This window comes from Paenibacillus sp. JT22N1 (assembly GCF_059692155.1).
This window is the reverse complement of record NZ_JCAUAW010000003.1, coordinates 545299-568099: the sequence shown is the minus strand read 5'-3', so window position 1 is coordinate 568099 and position 22801 is coordinate 545299. Positions and strand designations below refer to the sequence as shown.

General features: G+C 44.2%; 22 protein-coding genes and 1 pseudogene. 19 read left to right on the top strand and 4 right to left on the bottom strand.

The window, feature by feature from the left end:
• The first annotated feature begins 20 nt into the window (after nucleotides 1–20).
• The 10 genes and pseudogenes from AC58UU_RS08955 to AC58UU_RS08910 all read left to right on the top strand — a co-directional run bounded on the left by AC58UU_RS08955 (nucleotide 21) and on the right by AC58UU_RS08910 (nucleotide 10541).
• Nucleotides 21–1790, top strand: coding sequence for a cache domain-containing sensor histidine kinase (locus AC58UU_RS08955; protein ID WP_497314799.1), 1770 nt, complete (start codon nucleotides 21–23; stop codon nucleotides 1788–1790).
• A gap of 6 nt (nucleotides 1791–1796) precedes the next feature.
• Entirely contained in the window at nucleotides 1797–3350 is a 1554-nt protein-coding gene (locus AC58UU_RS08950; protein ID WP_497314797.1) for a response regulator, read from the top strand.
• 116 nt (nucleotides 3351–3466) lie between these two features.
• Nucleotides 3467–4795 carry an ABC transporter substrate-binding protein gene (locus AC58UU_RS08945; RefSeq protein WP_497314795.1) on the top strand — a complete coding sequence of 443 codons (1329 nt, stop codon included), beginning with the start codon at nucleotides 3467–3469 and terminating at the stop codon, nucleotides 4793–4795.
• 99 nt (nucleotides 4796–4894) lie between these two features.
• The gene (locus AC58UU_RS08940; RefSeq protein ID WP_497314793.1) at nucleotides 4895–5782 is read left to right on the top strand and encodes a carbohydrate ABC transporter permease; all 888 of its coding nucleotides are present in this window, start codon (nucleotides 4895–4897) and stop codon (nucleotides 5780–5782) included.
• Nucleotides 5783–5794: 12 nt separating this feature from the next.
• The gene (locus AC58UU_RS08935) at nucleotides 5795–6640 is read left to right on the top strand and encodes a carbohydrate ABC transporter permease (protein ID WP_497314791.1); all 846 of its coding nucleotides are present in this window, start codon (nucleotides 5795–5797) and stop codon (nucleotides 6638–6640) included.
• 54 nt (nucleotides 6641–6694) lie between these two features.
• Nucleotides 6695–7720, top strand: coding sequence for a glycoside hydrolase family 88/105 protein (locus AC58UU_RS08930; RefSeq protein ID WP_497314790.1), 1026 nt, complete (start codon nucleotides 6695–6697; stop codon nucleotides 7718–7720).
• Nucleotides 7721–7733: 13 nt separating this feature from the next.
• The gene (locus AC58UU_RS08925) at nucleotides 7734–8852 is read left to right on the top strand and encodes a rhamnogalacturonan acetylesterase (RefSeq protein ID WP_497314789.1); all 1119 of its coding nucleotides are present in this window, start codon (nucleotides 7734–7736) and stop codon (nucleotides 8850–8852) included.
• A gap of 282 nt (nucleotides 8853–9134) precedes the next feature.
• Nucleotides 9135–9563 carry a MarR family winged helix-turn-helix transcriptional regulator gene (locus AC58UU_RS08920; protein ID WP_497314787.1) on the top strand — a complete coding sequence of 143 codons (429 nt, stop codon included), beginning with the start codon at nucleotides 9135–9137 and terminating at the stop codon, nucleotides 9561–9563.
• Between the two features lie 14 nt (nucleotides 9564–9577).
• Nucleotides 9578–10214, top strand: a pseudogene (locus AC58UU_RS08915) (nitroreductase family protein).
• A 36-nt stretch (nucleotides 10215–10250) separates the two neighbouring features.
• Nucleotides 10251–10541 carry a putative quinol monooxygenase gene (locus AC58UU_RS08910; protein WP_497314785.1) on the top strand — a complete coding sequence of 97 codons (291 nt, stop codon included), beginning with the start codon at nucleotides 10251–10253 and terminating at the stop codon, nucleotides 10539–10541.
• Between the two features lie 80 nt (nucleotides 10542–10621).
• Here the strand turns inward: AC58UU_RS08910 and AC58UU_RS08905 are convergent, their stop codons facing one another.
• Nucleotides 10622–12883, bottom strand: coding sequence for a carbohydrate-binding protein (locus AC58UU_RS08905; protein ID WP_497314783.1), 2262 nt, complete (start codon nucleotides 12881–12883; stop codon nucleotides 10622–10624).
• Between the two features lie 298 nt (nucleotides 12884–13181).
• On the opposite strand from AC58UU_RS08905, the gene AC58UU_RS08900 reads away from it, so the two are divergent.
• The 3 genes from AC58UU_RS08900 (at nucleotide 13182) to AC58UU_RS08890 (ending at nucleotide 15187) form a co-directional block, all read left to right on the top strand.
• Nucleotides 13182–14150, top strand: a complete 969-nt coding sequence (locus tag AC58UU_RS08900; RefSeq protein WP_497314781.1) for a glycosyltransferase family 4 protein — start codon at nucleotides 13182–13184, stop codon at nucleotides 14148–14150.
• A 111-nt stretch (nucleotides 14151–14261) separates the two neighbouring features.
• On the top strand, nucleotides 14262–15020 hold the full coding sequence (locus tag AC58UU_RS08895; protein ID WP_497314779.1) for a C1 family peptidase: 759 nt from the start codon (nucleotides 14262–14264) through the stop codon (nucleotides 15018–15020).
• 26 nt (nucleotides 15021–15046) lie between these two features.
• On the top strand, nucleotides 15047–15187 hold the full coding sequence (locus AC58UU_RS08890) for an N-acetylmuramoyl-L-alanine amidase (protein WP_497314777.1): 141 nt from the start codon (nucleotides 15047–15049) through the stop codon (nucleotides 15185–15187).
• Nucleotides 15188–15352: 165 nt separating this feature from the next.
• Here AC58UU_RS08890 and AC58UU_RS08885 read toward each other — a convergent pair whose 3' ends face one another.
• From AC58UU_RS08885 to AC58UU_RS08875, 3 genes are all read right to left on the bottom strand, one after another.
• Nucleotides 15353–15559, bottom strand: a complete 207-nt coding sequence (locus AC58UU_RS08885) for a DUF1657 domain-containing protein (protein ID WP_057303170.1) — start codon at nucleotides 15557–15559, stop codon at nucleotides 15353–15355.
• A gap of 164 nt (nucleotides 15560–15723) precedes the next feature.
• Nucleotides 15724–16731 (bottom strand): LacI family DNA-binding transcriptional regulator, encoded by a 1008-nt coding sequence (locus tag AC58UU_RS08880; protein ID WP_497314775.1) that lies wholly within the window; start codon nucleotides 16729–16731, stop codon nucleotides 15724–15726.
• A 51-nt stretch (nucleotides 16732–16782) separates the two neighbouring features.
• Complete coding sequence (locus tag AC58UU_RS08875; RefSeq protein WP_497314774.1) at nucleotides 16783–17616, bottom strand: phytanoyl-CoA dioxygenase family protein; 834 nt, start codon at nucleotides 17614–17616, stop codon at nucleotides 16783–16785.
• A 240-nt stretch (nucleotides 17617–17856) separates the two neighbouring features.
• Between AC58UU_RS08875 and AC58UU_RS08870 the strand changes: the two genes are divergently transcribed.
• The 6 genes from AC58UU_RS08870 to AC58UU_RS08845 all read left to right on the top strand — a co-directional run bounded on the left by AC58UU_RS08870 (nucleotide 17857) and on the right by AC58UU_RS08845 (nucleotide 22800).
• Nucleotides 17857–18717 (top strand): DUF421 domain-containing protein, encoded by an 861-nt coding sequence (locus AC58UU_RS08870; protein WP_497314772.1) that lies wholly within the window; start codon nucleotides 17857–17859, stop codon nucleotides 18715–18717.
• Nucleotides 18718–18743: 26 nt separating this feature from the next.
• The gene (gene spoVAC / locus AC58UU_RS08865) at nucleotides 18744–19217 is read left to right on the top strand and encodes a stage V sporulation protein AC (protein WP_171643678.1); all 474 of its coding nucleotides are present in this window, start codon (nucleotides 18744–18746) and stop codon (nucleotides 19215–19217) included.
• 4 nt (nucleotides 19218–19221) lie between these two features.
• Nucleotides 19222–20241 carry a stage V sporulation protein AD gene (gene spoVAD, locus AC58UU_RS08860; protein WP_497314770.1) on the top strand — a complete coding sequence of 340 codons (1020 nt, stop codon included), beginning with the start codon at nucleotides 19222–19224 and terminating at the stop codon, nucleotides 20239–20241.
• Entirely contained in the window at nucleotides 20238–20588 is a 351-nt protein-coding gene (spoVAE, locus tag AC58UU_RS08855; RefSeq protein WP_171643680.1) for a stage V sporulation protein AE, read from the top strand. Before spoVAD ends, spoVAE begins: the two co-directional genes overlap by 4 nt.
• A gap of 601 nt (nucleotides 20589–21189) precedes the next feature.
• Nucleotides 21190–21300 (top strand): YjcZ family sporulation protein, encoded by a 111-nt coding sequence (locus AC58UU_RS08850; RefSeq protein WP_497314768.1) that lies wholly within the window; start codon nucleotides 21190–21192, stop codon nucleotides 21298–21300.
• 540 nt (nucleotides 21301–21840) lie between these two features.
• Complete coding sequence (locus AC58UU_RS08845) at nucleotides 21841–22800, top strand: AAA family ATPase (RefSeq protein ID WP_497314767.1); 960 nt, start codon at nucleotides 21841–21843, stop codon at nucleotides 22798–22800.
• Nucleotide 22801: the final 1 nt, after the last annotated feature.

Genomic DNA, 22801 nt, shown 5'->3' with positions numbered 1-22801 from the left:
AAGAAAAGTGGTGACGTTGCATGAAATCAGGCATAAGCAAGTGGTTTAATGAAATACGAAATCTGCGTATTAAAGCGAAGCTGTTTCTACTCATTACAATATCTATGGCTGTCAGCTCTTGCATCTCATTGGTGGGGCTCCAGATTGCCTATTCGATTTATGATCAGCAAATTTATGAGAAATCATCTCAGGTTCTGAATCTTTCATCCACCTTGATTGAGAACGAGTTAAACAAAGTGGAACGATTGACCTTTAGTATCATGTCGGATGAACAAATCCAACAAAATTTAATCGTGATGAACGCAGATGAATCTGATTACAATCGTATCCAATCACGTGCTAAACTTGTGGATCGGCTTGTGCAATACATTAATACTGAGACGTATATCATTGCGGCAGATATAACCGATGTGAAGGGAAGCAGCTATTCCAGCGGAAATTTGACAACGCTCTCATCAGAGCGGAGAGACCTTATCCAATCGACGGCTGACCGAGGTAATGGCACTCTGGGGTGGGTGAACCCGGACGCTCAGGATTACAGTTTAATTGCTGCCAGGCAAATTCGTTCCTTCGAAAAATTGGAACTAAACAAGCTGGGCACCTTGGTGCTGCATGTAAATTTAGACAAAATTGTTAACCAATACGCAAGAGAAGCTGTAACGAGGGACGGCGAACTCGTCATTGTATCAGACAGGAATTTAGTATACCCGCGCGCAGCTAGTATGAAATCCTTGCTTAGTGAGGGCAATCCAGCGGAGTCGGCATCCAAGGGCTTTCGCATTATGGAACAAGACGGAGAGAAATATTTCGTTTCTCATATTCACTCTGATTATTTGGGCTGGACGTATTACAATACCCTGCCCTTCCAAACCATCTTTTATCATATTATTTTGATGAAAAACTGGATGATTGCCGCATTCCTGCTTAGCTTTTTCCTCCTTGTCGGGTTTGGGATGACGGTTGCAAGAAGCGTAACAAGCCCGATCGAAGGCTTAATTACCAACATGCGCGGCCTACAAATTAGTGATCTAGAGAAGTCCGAACTGCCGACGATCGCACCATTATCCCAGCAGATGGATGAGGTAGGCATGCTGCAGCGTACGTATCGCATGATGCTAGTACGTATTCAAGAGCTGATCAAAGAGAACTACACCAAACAGTTGATCATCAAAGAAACCGAATTTCGTTCCCTGCAGGCGCAAATTAATCCGCATTTTCTGTACAATACGCTAGAATCAATCAACTGGATCTCAAAGATGAATGGACAGAAGCAAGTGTCCCAAATGGTTGAATCACTCGGTTATTTGCTTCGTTCGTCGATTAGTTTGAAGCAGGATATCATCACCGTGGAAGATGAACTTCAGCTTGTGCAGCATTATATTACGATTCAAAGGGTCAGATTTGAAGAACGGCTCGATTTTCGACTCGATGTTCCGGAACCATTAAGAACTAATCGTATACCGAAGCTGACGCTGCAGCCGCTTTTGGAAAATGCGATTAAATATGCGGTAGAAGTCATGCTAGAACCATGTGTGATTCAAATTATCGGTCGAGAAGAAGGCGAATCCATTTTACTCATCGTGGAAGATAATGGACCCGGAATTGATGAAGCCTATTTAGAGCAGATCCTGACAGGAGAACGTAAATCCAGAGGTACAGGTATCGGTCTAAAAAACATTGATGAACGGATCAAGCTTTCTTTTGGCGATGAATTCGGAGTCCAAGTGGATAATCGCGCGGGCGGCGGTGCTCGAATTACAGTCCGTATTCCTATTACGAAAAGAGGGTGACTGCTTATGTATAAAGTGCTGTTAGTAGATGACGAACGGATGATTCTGGAGGGTATTTCTTCCATTGTGGACTGGCATTCGGTGGATACACAGTTAGTTGGAACTGCGCGAAATGGTGTTGAAGCCTACGCCTTCGTGTGTGAACATACACCCGACATTATTATTAGTGATATTCGCATGCCTGGTATGGATGGACTTCAGCTTGTAGCCCGAGTAAAAGAAACCCATCCGCACATCCGGTTCATTATGCTTTCTGGATTCGATGAATTCGAATATGCCCAAATCGCCATGCAATATGGGGTGAAGCATTATTTATTAAAACCATGCAACGAGAACAGTATTCTGAAGGCATTAAGCGAAATTGCTGCGGAATATAAGCAGGAAGAGAGCAAGGAAGGCTTTATTCAGTCGATGAAGGCGAATTTGCGGAAGGTACTGCCCCATGTGAAGGAACAGTTTCTTAAGGAGTTCGTGACGAACAAATCCTATGGAAGCCGGGATTGGGATTATTATCAGGATTTATTTGGTATGCAGGTTAGCGGGAAGAAAGTGCGTTTATTGCTTTTCCGTCTGGAAGACAAGTTCGAATATGAGCATCTTTTTGCCGTGAAAAATATTGCTGAGGATATTCTCGATGAACCTCTTCTAAGCTCAACCATTGCCGAGCAAATTCTGATTATGATTGAGGATCAGGAAGATATGGAGCGATTACAAGAGCAAATCAAAGAGATACGGCGCATTTTTATGCTCTATTACAAAATTGACACGACTGTCGCTTTAAGTGAATCAGGAGACATCGTAGAGGCGAGACGCCTTTACTTGCAAGCGCTTGATTGTTTGGGCCATCGCTTTTATCTCGGTGAAGGCGGTCTGATTACGATGCGTGATATCCTAGATTCCACCCTGCTGAGCAAAACTGATTTCGTCTATGACGAAGATCGGATTTTGTTCCCGATACGGGCAGGCAATTGGGAGGAAGCAGGAGTGAGCATTGATGCGTTTCACGATCAACTGGCCAATTCCCGACTTGATATTCAAACGACCAAGTCGTATGTTATTCAAATTTTTATTTCCATGACGCGACTATGTGCGGAAGAGCAAATGAATCATTACATGGGGCTGATCGGTCAAATATCTCAATTGGAAACCCTGCAAGCAAGCATCCATTTGCTGAAGCAAATCGCATCCGAAATCACGCTAATTAACTTCGAACAAAATAAAAATAAACATTCGCAAGTCGTTCAGAAGGTTATTGATATTATTAATGTGGAGCTAGCCAACACGGAACTTTCTCTAAATTGGGTAGCCCATCAGATGCTGTATATGAACCCGGATTATCTGGGGAAATTGTTCAAGAAAGAGACGGGAGAACGTTTCTCTAACTATGTGGTCACCGTCAGGATTAAGAAAGCAATGGAGATTATTAGACATCATGATGATGTTAAAATGTTCGAACTAGCGGAACAGCTGGGTTTTGGCGACAATCCGCAATACTTCTCCCAAGTGTTTAAAAAGATTGCAGGCTGCGCTCCTTCCGAGTATAAGAAGTTGACGCTATAAATCTTGTTTTCACTGTTTTTTGAACATTTATCGCGGTAAATTAGATTCAACTTTCGCTCTTCCAAGCTGATAATAAGAAGTGTGGAGCGCAGGTGACTCATAGGGGGAAGCTAACTATGAAACGCATACCAATACCAGTCCTGCTCCTAGTCATGTTGTTGTTAACCATAATCGGATGCAGCTCAAGTCAGCAATCAGCGAATGGGGGAACTGGGACATCAAGAACGATAGAAACTGCGAAAAGTGAAAGCAAGCATGACGTTAAGCTTCGAATCGCTTGGTGGGGCGGTCAAGCCAGACATGACTACACTTTGAAGCTGATAGAGTTATACCAACAGCAGAATCCAGGCGTGAAGATCGATACGGAGTATGCCGGCTTCGATGATTATTGGAAAAAGCTGGCACCGCAAGCCGCGGCCAACCAACTACCGGATATTATCCAGATGGATATCTCGTACTTAAATCAATACAGTTCGAAGAATCAGCTGGAAGATTTAACAGAGCTTACCAGTAACGGAACGCTAGATGTTCGTTCAGCTTCAGCGGAAACAATAGACTCTGGACGAATTGGTGGCAAGCTTTATGGTGTTCCTCTTGGGGTGAATGCGATGGGAGCGACCTTCGATGCAGCGCTGCTGAAGCAGGCCGGTATCGCTTCGATTCCTGTGAACTGGACTTGGTCTGATCTGGAGCAAATCGCTAAGCAAATGAAGGGGCAAGGTAAAGTGCTCGATCATATGCGGTTCGATCAGTTCTTTCCTTACTACTTGCGTACGCAAAATCAGCACTATTTTAGCTCGGATGGTACGAGTCTTGGTTATAGCGATCCCCAATATTTTATAGATTACTTCACGATGTATCTCAAATGGTACGATGCCGGTTACATGCGGAACTGGGATAAAGAGTCTTTAACCAAATTGACACCGGAGGAGAATCCGGTTGCCCTCGGTGATGGGTTCATGACGATGGCGTGGTCGAATCAATTCGTGACTCTGCAGGAGGCCTCTAAGAAGTCATTGAGCATGATTGGGCTGCCGGGGCCAAATGGGAAGCAAGGACTCTATTTGAAGCCAACCATGCTATTCTCAATTTCGAAAAACTCGAAGCAGAAAACGGAAGCAGCTAAATTTATTTCATGGATTATTAATGATTTGGAAGCGAATAAGCTCATAAATGGAGACCGCGGGATTCCGATTTCGGCTGCTGTTAAAGAAGGTCTGAAACCCACACTGACAGAGGCTGATCAGAAAGTCTATGACTACGTCGCTTGGGCGCAGCTGAACAGCAGTGTTATGGATCCACCGGATCCGCTAGGGGCTGCAGAAGTAAGCAAGCTGCTTCGGGATATGCAAGAGCAAATCTTGTACAGGAAGCTCACGGTGGAGGAGGCGGCAGCCAGATTTATGAACGATGCTAACGCAATTCTCGCCAAAAATAAGAAATAAGAACTTATTAAGCAGCTTTACAAAGGGGGAAAAGGGTAGCTTCATGCAAGCCGCCCTCCCCAAATAAACAGAAATTGACGAACGTAAGGGAGTGGAACTATGAAACTACGTGAAAATGATCACATAGTCGGTTATGTGTTTATATCACCTTTCATCCTGGGTTTTCTGATCTTCACGCTGTTTCCGATGTTTTCATCGCTGTACTTTTCATTTACCGAGTACGATTTGCTATCGGCTCCACGATGGGTGGGACTTTCCAATTACGAGAAAATGTTCATGGATGATGACAAAATCATGGATTCCATCCGAGTGACACTAACCTATGTACTTACGTCCGTTCCAATGCGACTCATTATTGCATTGCTTGTCGCCATGCTTCTGAATCGCGCGGTAAAAGGAATTGGCTTATACCGAGCCACATATTACTTACCGTCATTAATTGGCGGCAGCGTAGCGGTATCCATTATGTGGCGACAAATATTCGGAGATAAGGGACTAATCAACGCTTTTCTAGGAAACATCGGCATTCACACCAGTACATCTTGGATTGGTTACCCGGCAACGGCGCTGGGAACGTTAGTACTGCTTTCAGTTTGGCAGTTTGGTTCCTCTATGCTGATTTTTCTTGCAGGACTTAAGAATATTCCAGGAACCTATTACGAGGCTGCAAGTGTAGATGGCGCTGGACCGATTCGCAAATTTTTTCACATCACACTGCCTTTGTTAAGTCCGATTATTCTTTTTAATTTAATCCTGCAAACGATTTCAGGCTTCTTAACCTTTACCCCGGCCTACATTATTTCCAATGGGGAGGGCGGGCCATTGAACAATACCTTGCTGTATTCACTCTATTTATTCCATCGAGCATTCGTTTTCTTCGAAATGGGTTACGCTTCTGCCATGGCTTGGTTCATGCTGATCCTTATTGGACTCATTACCTTAGTAATTTTCAAAACATCGAAATATTGGGTTCATTACGAAAGCTAGGAGGGGTAAACAATGGTTTTACGGGTCAAAAATGTGAAAACGCTGCTGTATCATCTCATCGTTTGTATCATCGCGATAACTGCGATTTATCCGATCCTGTGGCTGGTCGCCAGCTCATTGAAGCCGAATGATGAAATCTATACAACGGCTACCAGTCTGATCCCAAGTCGGCTCGAGTGGAACAATTATGTGACAGGCTGGAAAGGGTTTGCAGGCAATACATTTGCTACATTCATGAAAAATTCGTTCATTATTGTTATTCTTTCAACGATAGGTGCGGTGGTTTCCTCCGCTTTAGTAGGATATGGATTTGCCCGGATTCGTTTTGCCGGAAGCAAATTCTGGTTTTCAGCGGTTATGCTTACTTTGCTGCTTCCTCAAGACGTAACGATTATTTCTCAATATATTTTATTTGCCAAAATAGGCTGGTTATCCAGTTTTAAACCGATTATTGTGCCACAGTTCTTTGGGATTCCGTTCTTCATCTTCTTGATCATGCAGTTTATTCGTACGATTCCTCCGGAATTGGATGAAGCTGCGAAAATGGACGGCTGCAGTAAATACAGTATCTTTTACAAAATCATCGTACCTTTAATTGTTCCGGCACTCGTGACATCGGCAATCTTCTCCTTCTATTGGAGATGGGATGATTTCTATACGCCGCTGCTTTATTTGAACAATCCGAGTCAATATCCGGTTTCCTTAGCCCTAAAGCTTTTCTTGGATAGCGAGTCGTTGAATAACTGGGGTGGCATGTTTGCCATGTCGACGTTATCACTTGTCCCGATTTTCGTTGTTTTCATCATATTCCAGAAGTATATTGTTGACGGGATTTCGACGAGCGGCTTGAAAGGATAAGAAAAGATGATTACAAACATAGAAAATAGCCAACTACAGGGAGGAAATGAAGAGATGCCAGCCTTACAATTCGATCCAGATGAAATTCGCAAGGTGATTGACCGAGTTGTTCATAGAACGTTCCGGATGGACTTTAATTGGGATTGGCCGGGCGGTGTAGCCTTCTACGGCGTAACCGAAGCTTATGAAGCAACGGGCAAGGAGGAATATCTGCAGCTGCTGAAAGATTGGATCGATGAGAAGCTGGAGGATGGCCTGCCTAAGCTGTCCGTTAATGGGATCTCAATTGGACACTCCTTGCTGACACTGTATAAAGAAACCGGCGAAGATCGGTATATCGATATAGCTACCCAAATGGCTGAATTCCTTCAGCATGAGGCTGAGCGCTTCGGAGAAGGCATTTTCCAGCACACGGTGAACTCGGAAACCTATAACTTTCCGCAGCAGGCTTGGGTGGATACCATGTTCATGGCAGGTTACTTCCTTCTGCGGATCGGTTCCGTGCTAAAGCGTGACGATTATTTCGAAGATGGGCTGAAGCAATATCACGGTCACGAGAATTATTTGCAAGATATGACAACTAATCTCTACTACCACGGCTGGGATCATCTAGCACAAAATCATATGTCAGGCATATTCTGGGCCCGTGGCAATGCTTGGGCAGCGATCACGATGGCTCGTGCGTTGAGACTGGTGCATGTGACACATCCTTCATTTATGATTCTCGAAGGCTCGCTGCGTGATCAATTGAGCGCACTTGTCCGCTTGCAAGATGAGAGTGGACTCTGGCATACCGTATTGACGGACAAGGATGCTTATTTGGAAACAAGCGGTTCTGCGGGTATCGCGGCGGCGCTTATCAGTTCAGGTCCTCTTTACAACAAATATACGAATAAATCAATTCAAGGCATACTTTCACGCATCACGGAAGATGGGACAGTCACTCATGTTTCAGCCGGAACAGCGGTAATGAGAGATATTGAGGGCTACAAAGGGGTTCCTTACAAACGGATTCAAGGCTGGGGACAAGGGTTAGGGCTTACTTTCTTAGCATCCTTGCTTAATCGCAAAGATTGGTAGGAGGTAAACGTTTATGAGCGTACACTTCAGGTTTGATTTCGGTCCAGAAATGAGTTCAAGCTATTTGAAAGAAGGGTATACGAGAGTTAGCGGTCAAACGTATTACAATGAAAAAATGGGCTACGGCTTTCTGGATGGTTCAACTGTGTTTGGACGAGATCGTGGGCTTCCCGCGGCGCTTCGTCAAGATTTTTGCATTCCGGTTGGTGCTGTCTTCGTAGTGGATGTGCCGAATGGCAGCTATACGGTTCAGACACTTATGGGAGACCTGATAACTGCAACATGCACAGGATTGAAGGTGGGGCCTGGAAGACTTGTATTGGCCGATGTTCTGACGGCAGCAGGAGAGTTTGTAACTAGCAGCTTTACCGCTCATGTGGCAGATGGACAGCTAAAGCTTGATTTCTCTGGCGTTGCCCCGCGAATAAATGCTTTGGAAATCACCTCAGCACCGCAAGCGGCTACCTTATATATCGTGGGTGATTCCACCGTTACCGACCAACCGCAAGATGGTTATCCGTACACAGGCTGGGGACAAATGCTGCCGCTTTTTATAAAAGCGGACGCTGCTGTAGCCAACTATGCGGTATCAGGCCGCAGCTCCAAAAGCTTCTTGGAGGAAGGACGCCTGGCACCCATCCTTGACCACATGAATGCGAATGACTACCTGTTCATTCAGTTTGGGCATAACGATCAGAAGCTGGATGCGGAGCGGGCTACTTCCCCTTTTACAACGTATAAAGAGCATTTGAACATCTACATTCAAGAGGCGAGATTGCGGGGAGCTGCCCCGGTACTAGTAACGCCAGTTCAGCGAAGATTTTTTGACAGTGCTGGTAAAATCATAGATACGCATGGTGACTATATCACCGCGATGAAGCAGCTTGCCGAGGAAGAGAACGTTCCCATGATAGATTTGGCAGAAGAGAGCATGCAATTGTTTGAAGCAATAGGTCCGGAGGAAACGAAATCATTGTTCATGTGGGCGTGGCCAGGTGAGTTCCCTAACTTCCCCAAAGGCGCAGAGGATAATACTCATTTCCAGGAAAGAGGCGGTATTGCCGTTGCCAAGCTGGTCGTAGACAGTATAAAGAAGCAAAATATCCAGCCGCTTATGCGTTATCTTCGTTAGTAGCTAATAAATATTAACCCGGCCTTGAGTGATGAAAGTCACACTTGGCGGGGTTATTTGTTTGGTGTAAATTCGGTAGATTTGACCATTCTAATATATGACTCGAGAAGATGCTATTCATCGCTATAGAAAGTCAGCAATGATGCAGAATTCCACAATTTACTAAGGCTTAATTTTTCGGGAACACTTGAAATTTTAACGAAGTTTCTCTATATTAGTTGATATATCAATAATTGATGCATCAACAATTGACTTATCAACTAGTCTCCAAGGAGGTATATTTTGACCCAATCCGATGTCAACGAAACTGGTTTATTTGATAAATTTCTGAGCCTCAATAAACAAATAAGCACTAAATTTGAACGTTGTACGGGTATTAGCCCGTCGCGGCTTCGTCTTTTACATCAGCTTTATCAGGTGAATGAAATTAGTCAAACAACGCTTCAAAAAGAGGTTAACATTGACAGCGCAGCCGTTACACGGCATTTAAAACAACTTGAAGCAAACGGAATGGTTTCACGGCGTATGAATCCTGGTGATAATCGGGTCACTCTCGTACGTCTTACCGATCATGGACGAACAGAAATCATTTCCTTTAAAGAAGAAAAAGCACAATTCATTACTCAAATGCTTAAAGATTTTAACGAAGAAGAGCGCAATATGCTCTCCGATATGCTCCAACGCATGTTAACGAATATTAGCCAATATTAAAGGGGAAATGATAAATGAATAACACTATGACAACGAACGATTTTAAAGAAATTATTACAGGACGCCGTTCCATAAAAAAGTACAATCCATCCGTCAAAATTAGTCGTGAAGAGATGACAGACATCCTGAAAGAAGCAACACTCGCGCCATCTTCCATAAACATGCAGCCTTGGCGATTCGTTGTTATCGAAAGTGCCGAAGGTAAAGCAACACTTGCGCCGCTTGCTAAATTTAACAAAGTTCAAGTCGAAACATCATCAGCTGTGATCGCTGTATTTGGTGATTTAAACAATTCGGATTACGCCGATGAAATTTTCGGCAAGGCCGTCGAGTTGGGTTACATGCCTTTAGAGGTAAAAGAAATGACACTTGCTAAAATAAAACCACACTTCGCAGCTCTTGATCCGGTTGTGAATAAAGAAACGGTTCTTATTGATGCTGGTCTTGTGTCTATGCAGCTGATGCTTGTAGCGCGCGCTCATGGATATGATACAAATCCAATCGGTGGCTTTGAAAAAGATAAAATTGCCGAAGCATTTGGCTTAGATAAAAATCGTTATGTTCCTGTTATGCTTATTTCAATCGGTAAAGCAGATGATGGGGGTCATCTCCGTACGTCTTCCCATCGAAACCATCACGCAATGGAGCTAGTCACTACTTAATCGAAGAATGGAGGACCAACGTCCAATGATTATTATTCATGCAGATTTCAATGTTGATCCAGCAAAACATGAAGCATTTCTAAACGAGATTCAACCTTTAATAGCTGCCTCAAGAGCTGAAGATGGTAATATTTCATACGATTTGCACAAAGATACAGAAATTGTAAATAAGTTTACCATGGTTGAAGTCTGGGAAGATCAAGCAGCAATTGCCAGTCATAATGCTAGTGATCACTTCACTTCTTTCGTGGGTAAAGCTGGAAATTTCCTCAATGCTCCATTACAGGTAAAAGCCTATCACGGACAACCCGTCTAAAAGTAGGTCTTTCAAATAGCAAAATTAAAAAAGGAGCTCAGGCCAGTTTTTAGCTGGCGAGCTCCTTTTTTCCTGCTCAATCAGTCCATCTTCTCAATCGAAACTTCGTCGATTTGCAAAGAAGTTAGACCCGGTGAATCCACATAGAAGCCGATATCCAAGCGACCATTCGTTACGTTAACGGTTGCTTGAACGCGTTGATACCCTTTGGTCGGACTAATGTTCTTGTATATTGTCTTTGCACCATGCTTACTAAGCTCCATCCGGACTGTCGTCGGATTATTTCCATATACCGTCTCTTTGACCCATGCGCTGACGGTATATGATCCATTCGGAAGTCCAGTTAATTTCTGATGAATGCTTTGCTTATAGGCTTTGGTGTCCCAGAAATAGAGCTTGTATTTATCTTTATATGCATCGTAGGAATCGACGCCGTACTTTGCTGTCTGACCTGCTGGATGCCATTCCGACCAGCCTCGAATGTCACCGCTTTCAAAATCCCCATTTTGCATGAGCGAAGAGTCAATGTCGGCTAACCGATTCTTGTCGAGCACAAGACCATCCAGGTGAATCTCACCCGTATCTGAGGCTGTGCGTTCTAAGGTGATCAGGTTCACACCCTTTTTCAAATGAATGCGATCATTTTGGTTCATCCATGTCTGCCAAGCTGAAGTCGAACCAAACGAAACTACCCGCGATGGTTGAACCACAACTCCCTTATCATCGGTTGCGCTTACATGAAGAGTGCTGTTCATCCCAGACGCATTCGCATAACGATAGGAAAGCGCATAATCACCTTCTTCATTTGCTTGGACTACATAGACGATTTTAGCCCCCGTCAATCCCAACCCATCCACAAAACCAAACCCTTGATAACCCGCATAATTATTGTTAAAATGCGTACCGCCCATCCAAGTAGCGACCTCAGCAGCATAACTCGCTTTCGTGCCTTCTGGTTCGATTTTCACAACTTTTGATGCATGTTTCACAAGAGTCGGGTTGTACGCAGTAAGCTTGCCAAGGCTAGTTCCTGTCCAGAGCTCGGTTGTATTCGCTGATTCAGTTAGTCCCAAATCTTTCAGATAATTGACCGAACGAGTGGCTGTCTCATCAGATCGATTAAATAACCCTACAACCCAGCTGCCATCTGGTAATTGTCCAAGCCATTTTTCTGAATTCCTTGCCCCTGGATCGCTGCTAAATGAATTCCCATTATTATAGTAAGGTTTGCCTACGAACCCTTGATTATGGAGCGCAAGCATGTTCTTGTTTTTGTAAAAACTGCCGGAATTGCCAATCGTAGAATATTGATCCGTGATCGCTATCGGTGAACCCGCCATGGTGAATAATTGAATGATGCTTTTGCGTTCTTCATCCGTATTGAAGGTATTCATGCGGATGAAATCCCCATCCAGAATCATATTGGAACCGCGGCCAGCGATGTCAGAAAATCCAGTAAATCCTTGGAATGGATTGGCCCACTGCGACCAGCTGTTCACCCAATTTTGACGTTGACCGCTTAAGTTTTCCCAACCGCCATGGGCAAGATCCTCATTAATTCGGACCATATCACCATACGGCAGTTCGCCAGCAGCATGATTGTTCAAATGAGGCATTACGAGACTTAGTTCCATATCATCGCCGGCTGCCTCCTGCATCCACTTTAGAGCCGTCTGATAGTTCTCGGAGCCATGATTAACCCCAATCGTCTTGCCTTTATCAGTTCCCGTTTCATACCATGACAGAAAATCAATTCGCAGGTAGGGAACACCTAGCTGTTTGAAGTAATTCACATACCCTTGAATATACGCCTTGGCGCCGGGTTTCGTAACATCTACCCAATACAAATCATCATTAAATTTATCTGCGGAGCTGGCAATTTCACTAATTTTGTAATTCGTTCCGACGACTGTTTTCGATGGATCTGCCGCGGCGCTCCGCGTTACCCACAAGGGGTTATAGTAAACCCCGAGCTTCATGCCTTTATTTTGAATGTAGGTTGACCAATAAGCCCAATCGTGCTGCCAGTTATCATTGTGGGATATAATGTAACCGTTCTCATTTGTGAGCTGAGCACCTTCAATCCAACCGTCGGAGGCTATCATGTCATAGCCCGATGTTTTGTAATCGCTTGCAATCCAATCAATGTTTTTTTTCCATTCTGCCTCGTTCATAGGGGCATTACGTGTGTATTGATATTCATAAGTGCTCCAATATAGGGGCCCTGTTCCATTTCTAGTAAATTGACTTTCTCTGGCTTCCGTCGTCTGAGTCCCCAAAGTCAGCATGAATAAGAGACTGGTGCAACCAAGCAGCATTTTCGTGAATGATGTCATCGTCATGGTGATCGTTCCTTTCTGTCAATTAATCATGTTCACACCTTCATCATAACTGAAAATTTACAAAGTGCCTATGACCTGTTTTAACCAGTACATTTTGAGTGAAAAAGATACATGTCCGTGGCATTCCAAACTGTTTTGCATATTTTGAACATAAAGCTTAGTAATTTTTATTTGAGAGATGCTGATATGTTTGAAGATTCGAAAAGCGGTCATTCAGAAGCGAAAAAGAGAGCTAATTTGAGGCCATGGCTTCGCGAGCACATAGAGAACATGTTAAGAGAAACGGAGTGATAGGGGAATGAAACGTCTTCACATTGTGCAGGTGATTTCTAACTTTCCAGATGCACAGAAACTGCCACCCACGAACCAGGGGGGAACGGAGAAAGTTGTGCATGAATTGACCGAAAACCTTGTGCAAAGAGGACATCAAGTCACCGTATTTGCACCAAGGGGCAGTCGAACTAGTGCTAAGCTTATTCCATACCCAAAGGGTCTTCGTGACCAAGGAATAGCAAGGTATGTCTTAAGTAAGATGCCGCGGGATGTTGACGTCATTCATGATCATACGTTCAGTTCTGCACTCGGGCGGAGCAATCATAATTTTCCTACGGTGTGTACCTTGCATCTCCCTGTAAAACAGCGAGTGAGACATCCTGTATATGTTTCTAAACGAGCTAGAAAGGTGATGGGCAAAGATCGCGGGCACTATGTGTATAATGGACTTAACCCAAACGAATATGAATTCAGTGACAAAAAACGCAATTTCATGGTATTTATGGGGCGAATTCTGAGAGAGAAGGGAGTCCTGCACGCCATTGAGATTGCGGAGAGAACGAATAAAAAACTTATTATTGCTGGACCGATTAAAGATAAAGCTTTTTTTCGTAATGAAATTGCTCCTCGCATCAAAAGGAATCCCCATATCCATTTTGTTGGCCCCGTAGGAGGCAAAAGCAAACAGAAGCTGCTCAAATATGCAAGCTGCTTGCTGTTTCCAACGCTATGGGAAGAGCCCTTCGGACTAGTCATGATTGAAGCTATGGCCTGCGGTACCCCAGTAATCGCCTTGAAAAATGGGGCGGTACCCGAGGTTATGGCGGGATTTCCGCAATTAATCTGCCATTCCGTTTCTGAGATGGTTGCAAAGGTAAAAGAAGGGAATTTTCCGCATCCAGCCGAGCTTCGCCGTTATGTTATTCGTAGATTTACAACGTCCAAAATGACAACAAATTACTTGAAAATTTATCAAAAAGTAATGAGAAAGTAATCTACAACAAACTGCGCGCATTCCATAGGGATGCGTGCTTTTTGCACGCTGAAGCCTATGGGTGAATATACTGGAGTACAATTCTGCTAACATACCGTGGGAGGCTATGGGATGCGTAAATACACGGTTAAACGGGACCAGAGAGATTTTCGGGATTATTTTTACAAAAGCGTCAATTATATTCGGGAATCGCAATTACCTCGCAAAGTAGATTTGCGCAAGGAGCTGTCTCCTATCGTAAATCAGGGGAAATTAGGCTCTTGCACATCGAATGCCATTGTAAGCGGGCTGCGTGAGTATTGGCTTCGTCAAGAGCGAGATTCAACGATACGGCTATCTCGCCTTTTTCATTATTGGCATGAGCGTAAATTAGAAGGAACGATTAACTGGGACTCGGGAGCCTCAGTACGTGATGGCATGAAGGTGCTGCATAAAATAGGGGTATGCCCGGAAGCCGAATGGCCTTATCGCATAGCCAAATTTAAAGTAAAGCCTGATTCTGAGGCGGAAGCTGCAGCAGGAGCCTACCGTATCGAGGGGTATCATCGGATTCATGATTTGGCAGGGATCAAAGCTGCATTAGCTGATGGCCAGCCTGTTGTCTTTGGAATCTGGCTTTATCAATCCTTCGAAAGTCCATTGGCGGCAAAAACAGGGAGGATTCCGTACCCGAATCGGCAAAAAGAGCGATTGTTAGGCGGGCATGCCTTATTAGCCGTCGGATATAAGGATGGTAAGAAGAAGGGACAGGGAACAGTCATCGTGCGGAATTCATGGGGGAAAGCATGGGGAGACCAAGGCTATTGTTATATGCCCTATTCCTTTTTCAAAAACAACGTGATGACGTTCGATTATTGGACCGGTAAATAAACCGACTTCAGGGAGGTGCTGAATCTATGTTAAGTGTGGAAGATGCAAATAAAATCATTGCGTTCTTGTCTGCGGCTTATTTGGCAACCGAGGATGCTGAAGCAAGAGTAGAATTTCATCGTTTGGCCAACGAGCTTAGGAAATCATCCGGTCAACCATTGGAATAGATAGGAATCTCATCCGAAACGAGGGGCGGCTTGAATGCCAAAAGATAAGCTGATACTGCTTATATTAATTCTGTTCGTTTTACTTACTCTGATACTCGTTAGTATGTTCTAATGCAAACCCAGCCGTCCGCGAGTGTTCGCAGCCGGCTGGGTTTGGTTTGTTAACTAGAAGCCTTTGTACTGAGGTTCTTCATTTTCCAATTGCTGCACACGGGAGGCTACTTGATTTACGATGTCTTGAGCTGATAAGGCGGCCGCTTCATACAACTGTTTGGCTTCTTGATTTTGCGTGCCTAGAGCAAATGTTTCTAAGCTTGCCTGCGCACTTTTAAGTGACGCCAATGTTGTTTTTACTTGAGAAGCTACTGTCATGTTGTGCACCTCTTCTTTTAAGATTTGTGTAGGATAGCAAGCAAATTGATCGTTTTTCAATTGATTGCGATCTTTAATATGCCCTAATTTTTCACCCAGATATATAACAATTAATTCCAATAAATATTGTTCATAGCGGTTAGCTGAATAGTACATCTTAATTGCTATATTGATTTGACATTCAAAGGATTCTCTACTGTAGAAGCTCTAACTGAAAGCTTGCCTTCCAGTTGTGGTGTCTTCCTATTATCCCCATCAATGAGTGATAGCAGAAGTTCTGTCGCCACCAAGCCAACCTCCATCCGTGGATAACAGATAGATGTCAAAGCTGGCGAGAGTTGCGAAGACATTAAAATATCTTCGCACCCGGCGACTGCCAATTGTTGTGGGACAAGAATGCCGGATTCGCGGCAAGCTGCGAGGCAACCCGCCGCCATTAAATCATTTGCTGCTATGAGAGCAGTAAAATCAAAACCATGCGTTAGGTTTGTGGTTAACGCTTCGAAAGCTCGCTCAAAGCGTCCGGCTCCTTCGAGAATAAATGGCTCCGGCAGTTTCAATCCTTCGAGACGCATAGCTTCCCGGAAAGCAAAGAGTCGATGAGCAATCGGATCCTGCGGATCGCCAGCGGTCATAAAGGCAATCTGCTCATGCCCCTGTTCACGCAGATGAACAATTAACCGCCGCATTTCAGCTATCCAATCCACATCAACGACAGGGATGCTCGGCATGGAAACACCTGGATGCATCAGTGATACGACGGGGAGCTCCATCAAGTTGTAAAATGCCTGACTTTCCTCACTTAGCGTTTGGCCGAGCAGAAGAATGCCATCCACACGCCCCATCAGTGTATTTTTTAATTCTTCTTCACGAGCAGGTTCAAAGGAATGGAAAAAAACAGAATAATTGCTGAGTTTAGCTTTTTTCTCAATATACAATAGCAATCCACCCTCGAATGGATTTCCCACGAAATGGACCAGGACAGCAATTTGCCCTGTTTTCCTGGTTTTGAGGCTGCGGGCTGTTTGATTAGGACGATAACCTAGCTCATTGATTACCGCAAGTACTTTTTGCCTTGTTTCTTCTTTGACGATGCTTCGATTATTAAGCACATATGAAACGACAGCTACCGAAACACCCGCCCGGTCTGCGACTTCTTTCCTGGTAATCATAAGGAACTCCCTTTTCTTGTTTCCTCAAGGGTATCATAAATTTGGACAAATCTAAATGTACTCACTTTTCGTAGCAGCATCGCCTAACCATAGCTTTTTAAGCGGGACCATTGACTCTTCCGGAACGTAGAATTTGAAATAGTTTTCACTAATTGCCCCAAGCAGTTGGCGGCGTATCGGATCTGCCCCTTCGAGTAGAGCTGGAGAAGCAGTATGGTAATCAATAGGCCTCATCCAAATCGGGCTATAACCGATAAATAATTGGCGACGTGTGAAGTCGGAGCGATTCGGAGAACCGGCATGCCAAAGATTTTGTGCAAATATGAATACGTCACCAGGCTTACCGCAAATCTGCATTTCTCCTGGTAAAGGGACATTCACGTCGGTTTGAATAGGGTGGTAATTTGGCCACTTATGACTGCCCGGAATGATTTTCGTATTCCCGCGGTCTGGCTCTGACATATCACTCAAAATATAACAAACTTTCATGTAGTAGGTGGATGTTAATCCATTAATACTTGGGAATTTGGGCGCTGGTCCATCCTGATGCCAGTTAATGAAGCTGTTGGTCTCCGTCTTGAGATCATCTGGATTTGGTTTGCGCACGGTTAGATGGGAGATATGAAGTTGGATGTTATAACCCATCAGATTAACGATAAGCGGAAGAAGTGCCGGATTGTCCATTAGGGACAAAATAGAGGGGGCTCGTTCTACGCTATTGTAAATGTTGTAAGATAACGACTCTTGCTCATCGGAAAGGATGCCGTCAACGGTTCTATTCAATTCTGCTATCCTTTCTTCTGATAGTACATTGCGAAGCAGTAAGTAACCATCATTTTCAAATTGTCGTGAGAGCTCAGGGATATCCAGAGTCACTGTCGTCATTCTCATCTTCCTCCTTGTAATTTACTCGTGTAAAATTAGTTGAAAATAAAAGGGATAAGGAGCAATTTACTCTTTATCCACTTATTATAAAATATATTTTACTCGTGTAAATTTAATCCTGCAAGTTTATTTTTTCACTCGCATCGTTAACATTTAAATCCAACTCAAATTGATCATACTTGCTGTCAAAATAGCACATAATGAGGTTGTTTCGAGCTTTAGGAAGGGGAGGGAAAGCTTGTGGCAGATTGGGTGAGTATCGTAGTCAGATCGTTTTTTGCCCTAGTCTTTTTGTTTGTACTGACGCGTATTCTTGGTAAAAAACAAATATCTCAACTTACTTTTTTTGAATATGTTCTCGGAATTACGATTGGTGACTTAGCTGGGACTATTTCCACGGATGTGGATTTCAGATTCTGGCATGGGGTCACTGCTATACTCGTCTGGGTTCTCATCCCTTTAACACTGGAGATTCTGACGCTCAAAAGTAAGACACTACGGGTTTGGTTTGAGGGCAAAGGAACTGTTGTCATTAAAGATGGCAAAATTCTTGAGGACAATTTGAAAAAAGAACGTTACACGGGGGATGAGCTGCTGGCGCAGCTGCGGACCAAAAGTGTTTTTCAGATGGCAGATGTTGAATTCGCTATGCTTGAGGCTAGTGGTGATTTAAGTGTTCTACTCAAAAGTGAACTCCAGCCTCTGACACCAAAGCATTTGGGCATGAAGCTGAGCATTGAGAAACCGACGCAGTCCGTCATCATGGATGGCGTCATTCAAGATGAACCCTTGGCCGCAACAGGGAGAGGAAGAGGATGGCTACATACGGAACTGGATAAGCTAGGAGTAACGAAGGAGAATGTGTTCCTCGCACAAGTAGACACGCATGGCGAATTAACGGTCGATCTTTATGATGATAAATTAAAAGTGCCTCAACCGAGTGAAAGGCCTGCCTTATTAGCCACTTTGAAGAAATGTGAGGCAGATCTTGAACTATTTTCATTGACGACTAGTCATCCGCAAGCAAAGAAGATGTACGAGGCATGTTCGGTACAGTTAACGAAGGTCATTCAGGATCTGCATATGATTTTAAGAACTTAGGGCATTAAGGAAGCAGGAGGGAAAACATGGCTAACAACAAGAAAAAGAACTTGACAATGACGCAGCAGGAGTATCAGAAATTAGCGAAGAGGCAAGAGCCAAAAAGACCCGTTCTAATAAATTGCATGCGAGCCTTTCTCGTTGGAGGGACAATCTGTTTAATTGGTGAATGTTTCATGGAGATGTTCGTTAATTGGTTTGGTTTTACCGAAAAAACAGCAGGGAATCCAACGGTTGCCGTGTTAATTATCATATCCGTCATACTGACGAGTTTCGGTGTGTACGATAAAATGGCCCAATGGGCCGGAGCGGGAAGCTCCGTTCCTGTAACAGGTTTCGCAAATTCGTTATGCTCAGCAGCTATTGAGCACAAGGCAGAAGGACTTGTGCTTGGAGTAGGCGGTAATATGTTCAAGTTAGCTGGCTCCGTCATTGTATTCGGAACCGTCGCAGCTTTTGTTGTAGGTATCGTTCATCTTATTATTTCGGGTGGGGGTTGACCGTATGCTGAAGGGACATCAGAGCTGGGTCTTTGAGAATCGCCCTGTGATACTATCGACGGGGACGGTTGTTGGACCTGATGAAGGCCAGGGGCCAATTAGTGGAGATTTCGATATCGTCCACGGTGATTTGACCCTTGGTCAAAAAACGTGGGAAAAAGCCGAAAAGGCGCTGCTAGAGGAAGCTGCGCAGCGAGCACTTTCTAAGGCCGGGCTCGAGGGCGGCAACATACAGTTCTTCATTGGAGGCGATCTAATGAATCAGATCATCTCGAATACCTTCGCTGTGCGCACGCTAGATATTCCGTTTCTCGGCATATTCGGTGCTTGCTCCACATCGATGGAGGGGCTCGCACTAGCCGCGCAGCTAGTGGACTCGGGGGCCGCCAACTACGTGATGGCCGGCACCTGCAGCCATAACTGTACGGCGGAGAAGCAGTTCCGTTATCCGACGGAATACGGATCGCAGAAGCCGCCGACAGCTCAATACACAGTCACTGGCGCTGGGGTCGCCGTGCTGGGTAAGACCGGTGACGGCCCCGTCGTCACCTCGGCCACAATCGGACGAATCGTTGATATGGGCATCACGGATCCGTTTAATATGGGCGCTGCGATGGCGCCGGCAGCGGTAGACACCATTCAAACTCACTTCCGAGAATTGAACATTGAGCCTAGTTATTACGATCTAATCGTCACTGGTGATTTGGCAACAGTGGGTGTGAACATTGCGCGCGAACTATTCGATAAGCATAAGTTTCCAATTGATCAAACGACATATGACGACTGCGGATTGATCATTTATGATCGCGAGAAGCAGACCGTCCAAGCGGGAGGAAGCGGTTGTGGCTGTTCTGCAACCGTGACTTATGGTCATCTTCTAAAGCGCATAAAGAGTGGCGAATTGAAGCGAATCCTAGTCGTAGCGACCGGAGCTTTGCTCTCACCGCTTACTTTCCAACAAGGGGAAAGCATCCCTTGCATTGCACATGCTGTTTCAATTGAGTCTGGAGGGTTGTACGCATGAACTTTTTTTGGGCTTTTCTGATTGGCGGAGCCATCTGTGTATTTGGCCAACTTTTGATGGATGTGGGCAAGTTGACGCCCGCTCATACCATGAGCACGCTTGTCGTGCTGGGCGCTATAGCAGACGGCTGTAATTTGTATGATCCGTTCATTGAATTTGCTGGTGCGGGTGCAACCGTTCCGATTACCAGCTTCGGCAATGCCCTGGTGCACGGGGCGTTAGAAGAACTTCATAAGGATGGCTATATAGGGATCATCACCGGTATTTTTAAAGTGACCAGCGCGGGGGTATCCGCGGCGATTATCTTCTCCTTCATAGCTGCTGTATTTGTCAAACCCAAAGGATAAGATGAAAGCTTGAGCAAGCCTCTTCGGTATTTCCGAAGGGGCTTTTTCGACATTAGATAAGTAACTATGCTTTTCTACGGAGACTGTCGATTGATTCATTATGTCTCTCAACAAAACTCCAAAAATCCGATTTTAGAGTCATTCAGCTTTCGTTAGGGCAAATGGGCTATAGTGGTTACCAATGTTGTATTTTATACAACAATTTGCACGCCTAAAAGCTATTTTGCAACTTGAAGTTGCAGTTTGTACAACATTTTTAGCCCAGGTGTTGCGAAATGGCCTTTTTAGGACCAAATTGTTGTACATTATGCAACAACTAATGGAAAAAGCGAGATTTAGGTAGCAATTGTTGCACGTTCTACAACATCATTCATCCCGCGCTTTACACGGATAAGTATGCGAATGTTGCAGCATTACGTGACTTGAGCGTAGATTGATTTGCATCAATCTTTATAAACACTCTCAACCACGGACGACGTAAGCCGTTTTTCTTATCAATTATAAACTCAAAACAGGCTTTTACTATCTGATATTTGTCCATACATTTCAAATGCCATTGAAAAACAATAGACCATCTGATAACAGAAAGGAGCGAGATGGAATGGGTTATGCTGCAGGAGGTTGTTATACCGGTGGTGTGGGTACAAGTACGGCTGTTGTCTTGGTTCTCTTCATTCTTTTGGTTATTATTACAAGTGTATTTGTCTGGTAATTCGTAACACACCTCAAGCTTTTTAAGAGTATGCACAATTGGAGGTTTAAGGGATGTCATTCGACATCGACAAAAATCCCTCTGAGCCCATTTTTCTTCCGAATGTCTCCGTTTTTCTTTTGGTAGTACTGAGACAGCAATCACTTTTGGATTCACAGCACGTTGCTGAGGATCTCTTTTTTTTGCTTATCATCGTATACCGCTATGGATGGTTAAATTTAACAAATAAATTTAGAGGATTTACAAGTATACGGACGAAAAACTTTACTGTAAACTAGATTTACGCTCATTTTCCTATCATTTTTGAGGAATACGGACTTATGGAAGTATTTTCACCATAAATGGCAGCAAAAACGCAATTTGCCAAGAAAAATGCAGCTAATGATTAAGTCGTAAATTTTCTGAAATCTCAGCAACTGCTCAAGACGTAAGTTTTCTTACGAAAACTCAGCATACGCTCAAGACGTAAGTTTTCTTACGAAAACTCAGTAGCGCTTTCGAAGAAAGTTTTGCTGAGCAAAACTCTAAGGAGGATCACACATGGAAACTGCCACCCATCATCATGTAGAAGCTCTAGCTAGGTTGAAATCGAATTTGGAATCATGCATTCTTGGCAAGAGCTCTGAGATTGAATTGTTGCTAACTGCGATGCTGGCCGGTGGGCATGTTTTGCTTGAAGATGTGCCGGGTACTGGCAAGACAGTGCTGATTAAAGCACTTGCTAGATCCATAGATGGTCAATTTCGCCGTATTCAATGTAATCCAGATTTGTTACCTTCCGATATAACAGGTGTTTCTATATATCATCCCAAAGAAGAGAAGTTCCTGTTCCGTTCAGGACCGATTATGACGAATATTTTACTTGTCGATGAAATTAATCGGGCAACAACCAAAACACAGTCTGCTTTGCTGGAAGCAATGGAAGAACAACATATCACCGTCGATGGTGATATACACGAGCTTCCTTCCCCATTTATGATGCTGGCGACCCAGAACCCAATTGACTTCGAAGGTACATATATTTTGCCTGAAGCGCAGCTTGATCGATTCATGATGAAGCTTAGTCTAGGTTATCCGAGTGAAGCCGCCGAGAAGCAAATGATTATATCCCAAAGCAAAGTGCATCCGATGGAGGCGCTGCAGGCTATCATGGATACGTCTCAAGTGCTAGCCATCCAGGAACAGGTTCGTCATGTCCACTTGGATGAAGCAGTAGCTGATTATTTAGTGACCATTACTAGAAAAACACGTGAACATCAGGCCGTATTCCTCGGAGCTAGTCCAAGGGCAACGCTTTCATTGGTTTTAGCTTCCAAATCTTTTGCATTCCTCCATGGAAGAGACTATGTGATACCTGATGATATTAAATACCTTGCTCCTTATGTTCTTGGTCATCGAATGATTCTTCATTCCGAAGCCCGTATGGACGGAGCGACGGTTTCCTCAGTTCTCGGCGCGATTTTCGAGCAAGTACGCGTGCCGGTTCGATTGGAGAAGTGAG

Bases quoted from the DNA above. Each gene is read 5' to 3' on its own strand.
- AC58UU_RS08955 (WP_497314799.1), top strand. From the start codon at position 21: ATGAAATCAGGCATAAGCAAGTGGTTTAATGAAATACGAAATCTGCGT.
- AC58UU_RS08950 (WP_497314797.1), top strand. From the start codon at position 1,797: ATGTATAAAGTGCTGTTAGTAGATGACGAACGGATGATTCTGGAGGGT.
- AC58UU_RS08945 (WP_497314795.1), top strand. From the start codon at position 3,467: ATGAAACGCATACCAATACCAGTCCTGCTCCTAGTCATGTTGTTGTTA.
- AC58UU_RS08940 (WP_497314793.1), top strand. From the start codon at position 4,895: ATGAAACTACGTGAAAATGATCACATAGTCGGTTATGTGTTTATATCA.
- AC58UU_RS08935 (WP_497314791.1), top strand. From the start codon at position 5,795: ATGGTTTTACGGGTCAAAAATGTGAAAACGCTGCTGTATCATCTCATC.
- AC58UU_RS08930 (WP_497314790.1), top strand. From the start codon at position 6,695: ATGCCAGCCTTACAATTCGATCCAGATGAAATTCGCAAGGTGATTGAC.
- AC58UU_RS08925 (WP_497314789.1), top strand. From the start codon at position 7,734: ATGAGCGTACACTTCAGGTTTGATTTCGGTCCAGAAATGAGTTCAAGC.
- AC58UU_RS08910 (WP_497314785.1), top strand. From the start codon at position 10,251: ATGATTATTATTCATGCAGATTTCAATGTTGATCCAGCAAAACATGAA.
- AC58UU_RS08905 (WP_497314783.1), bottom strand. From the start codon at position 12,883: ATGACGATGACATCATTCACGAAAATGCTGCTTGGTTGCACCAGTCTC.
- AC58UU_RS08900 (WP_497314781.1), top strand. From the start codon at position 13,182: ATGAAACGTCTTCACATTGTGCAGGTGATTTCTAACTTTCCAGATGCA.
- AC58UU_RS08895 (WP_497314779.1), top strand. From the start codon at position 14,262: ATGCGTAAATACACGGTTAAACGGGACCAGAGAGATTTTCGGGATTAT.
- AC58UU_RS08890 (WP_497314777.1), top strand. From the start codon at position 15,047: ATGTTAAGTGTGGAAGATGCAAATAAAATCATTGCGTTCTTGTCTGCG.
- AC58UU_RS08885 (WP_057303170.1), bottom strand. From the start codon at position 15,559: ATGACAGTAGCTTCTCAAGTAAAAACAACATTGGCGTCACTTAAAAGT.
- AC58UU_RS08880 (WP_497314775.1), bottom strand. From the start codon at position 16,731: ATGATTACCAGGAAAGAAGTCGCAGACCGGGCGGGTGTTTCGGTAGCT.
- AC58UU_RS08875 (WP_497314774.1), bottom strand. From the start codon at position 17,616: ATGACGACAGTGACTCTGGATATCCCTGAGCTCTCACGACAATTTGAA.
- spoVAC (WP_171643678.1), top strand. From the start codon at position 18,744: ATGGCTAACAACAAGAAAAAGAACTTGACAATGACGCAGCAGGAGTAT.
- spoVAD (WP_497314770.1), top strand. From the start codon at position 19,222: ATGCTGAAGGGACATCAGAGCTGGGTCTTTGAGAATCGCCCTGTGATA.
- spoVAE (WP_171643680.1), top strand. From the start codon at position 20,238: ATGAACTTTTTTTGGGCTTTTCTGATTGGCGGAGCCATCTGTGTATTT.
- AC58UU_RS08850 (WP_497314768.1), top strand. From the start codon at position 21,190: ATGGGTTATGCTGCAGGAGGTTGTTATACCGGTGGTGTGGGTACAAGT.
- AC58UU_RS08845 (WP_497314767.1), top strand. From the start codon at position 21,841: ATGGAAACTGCCACCCATCATCATGTAGAAGCTCTAGCTAGGTTGAAA.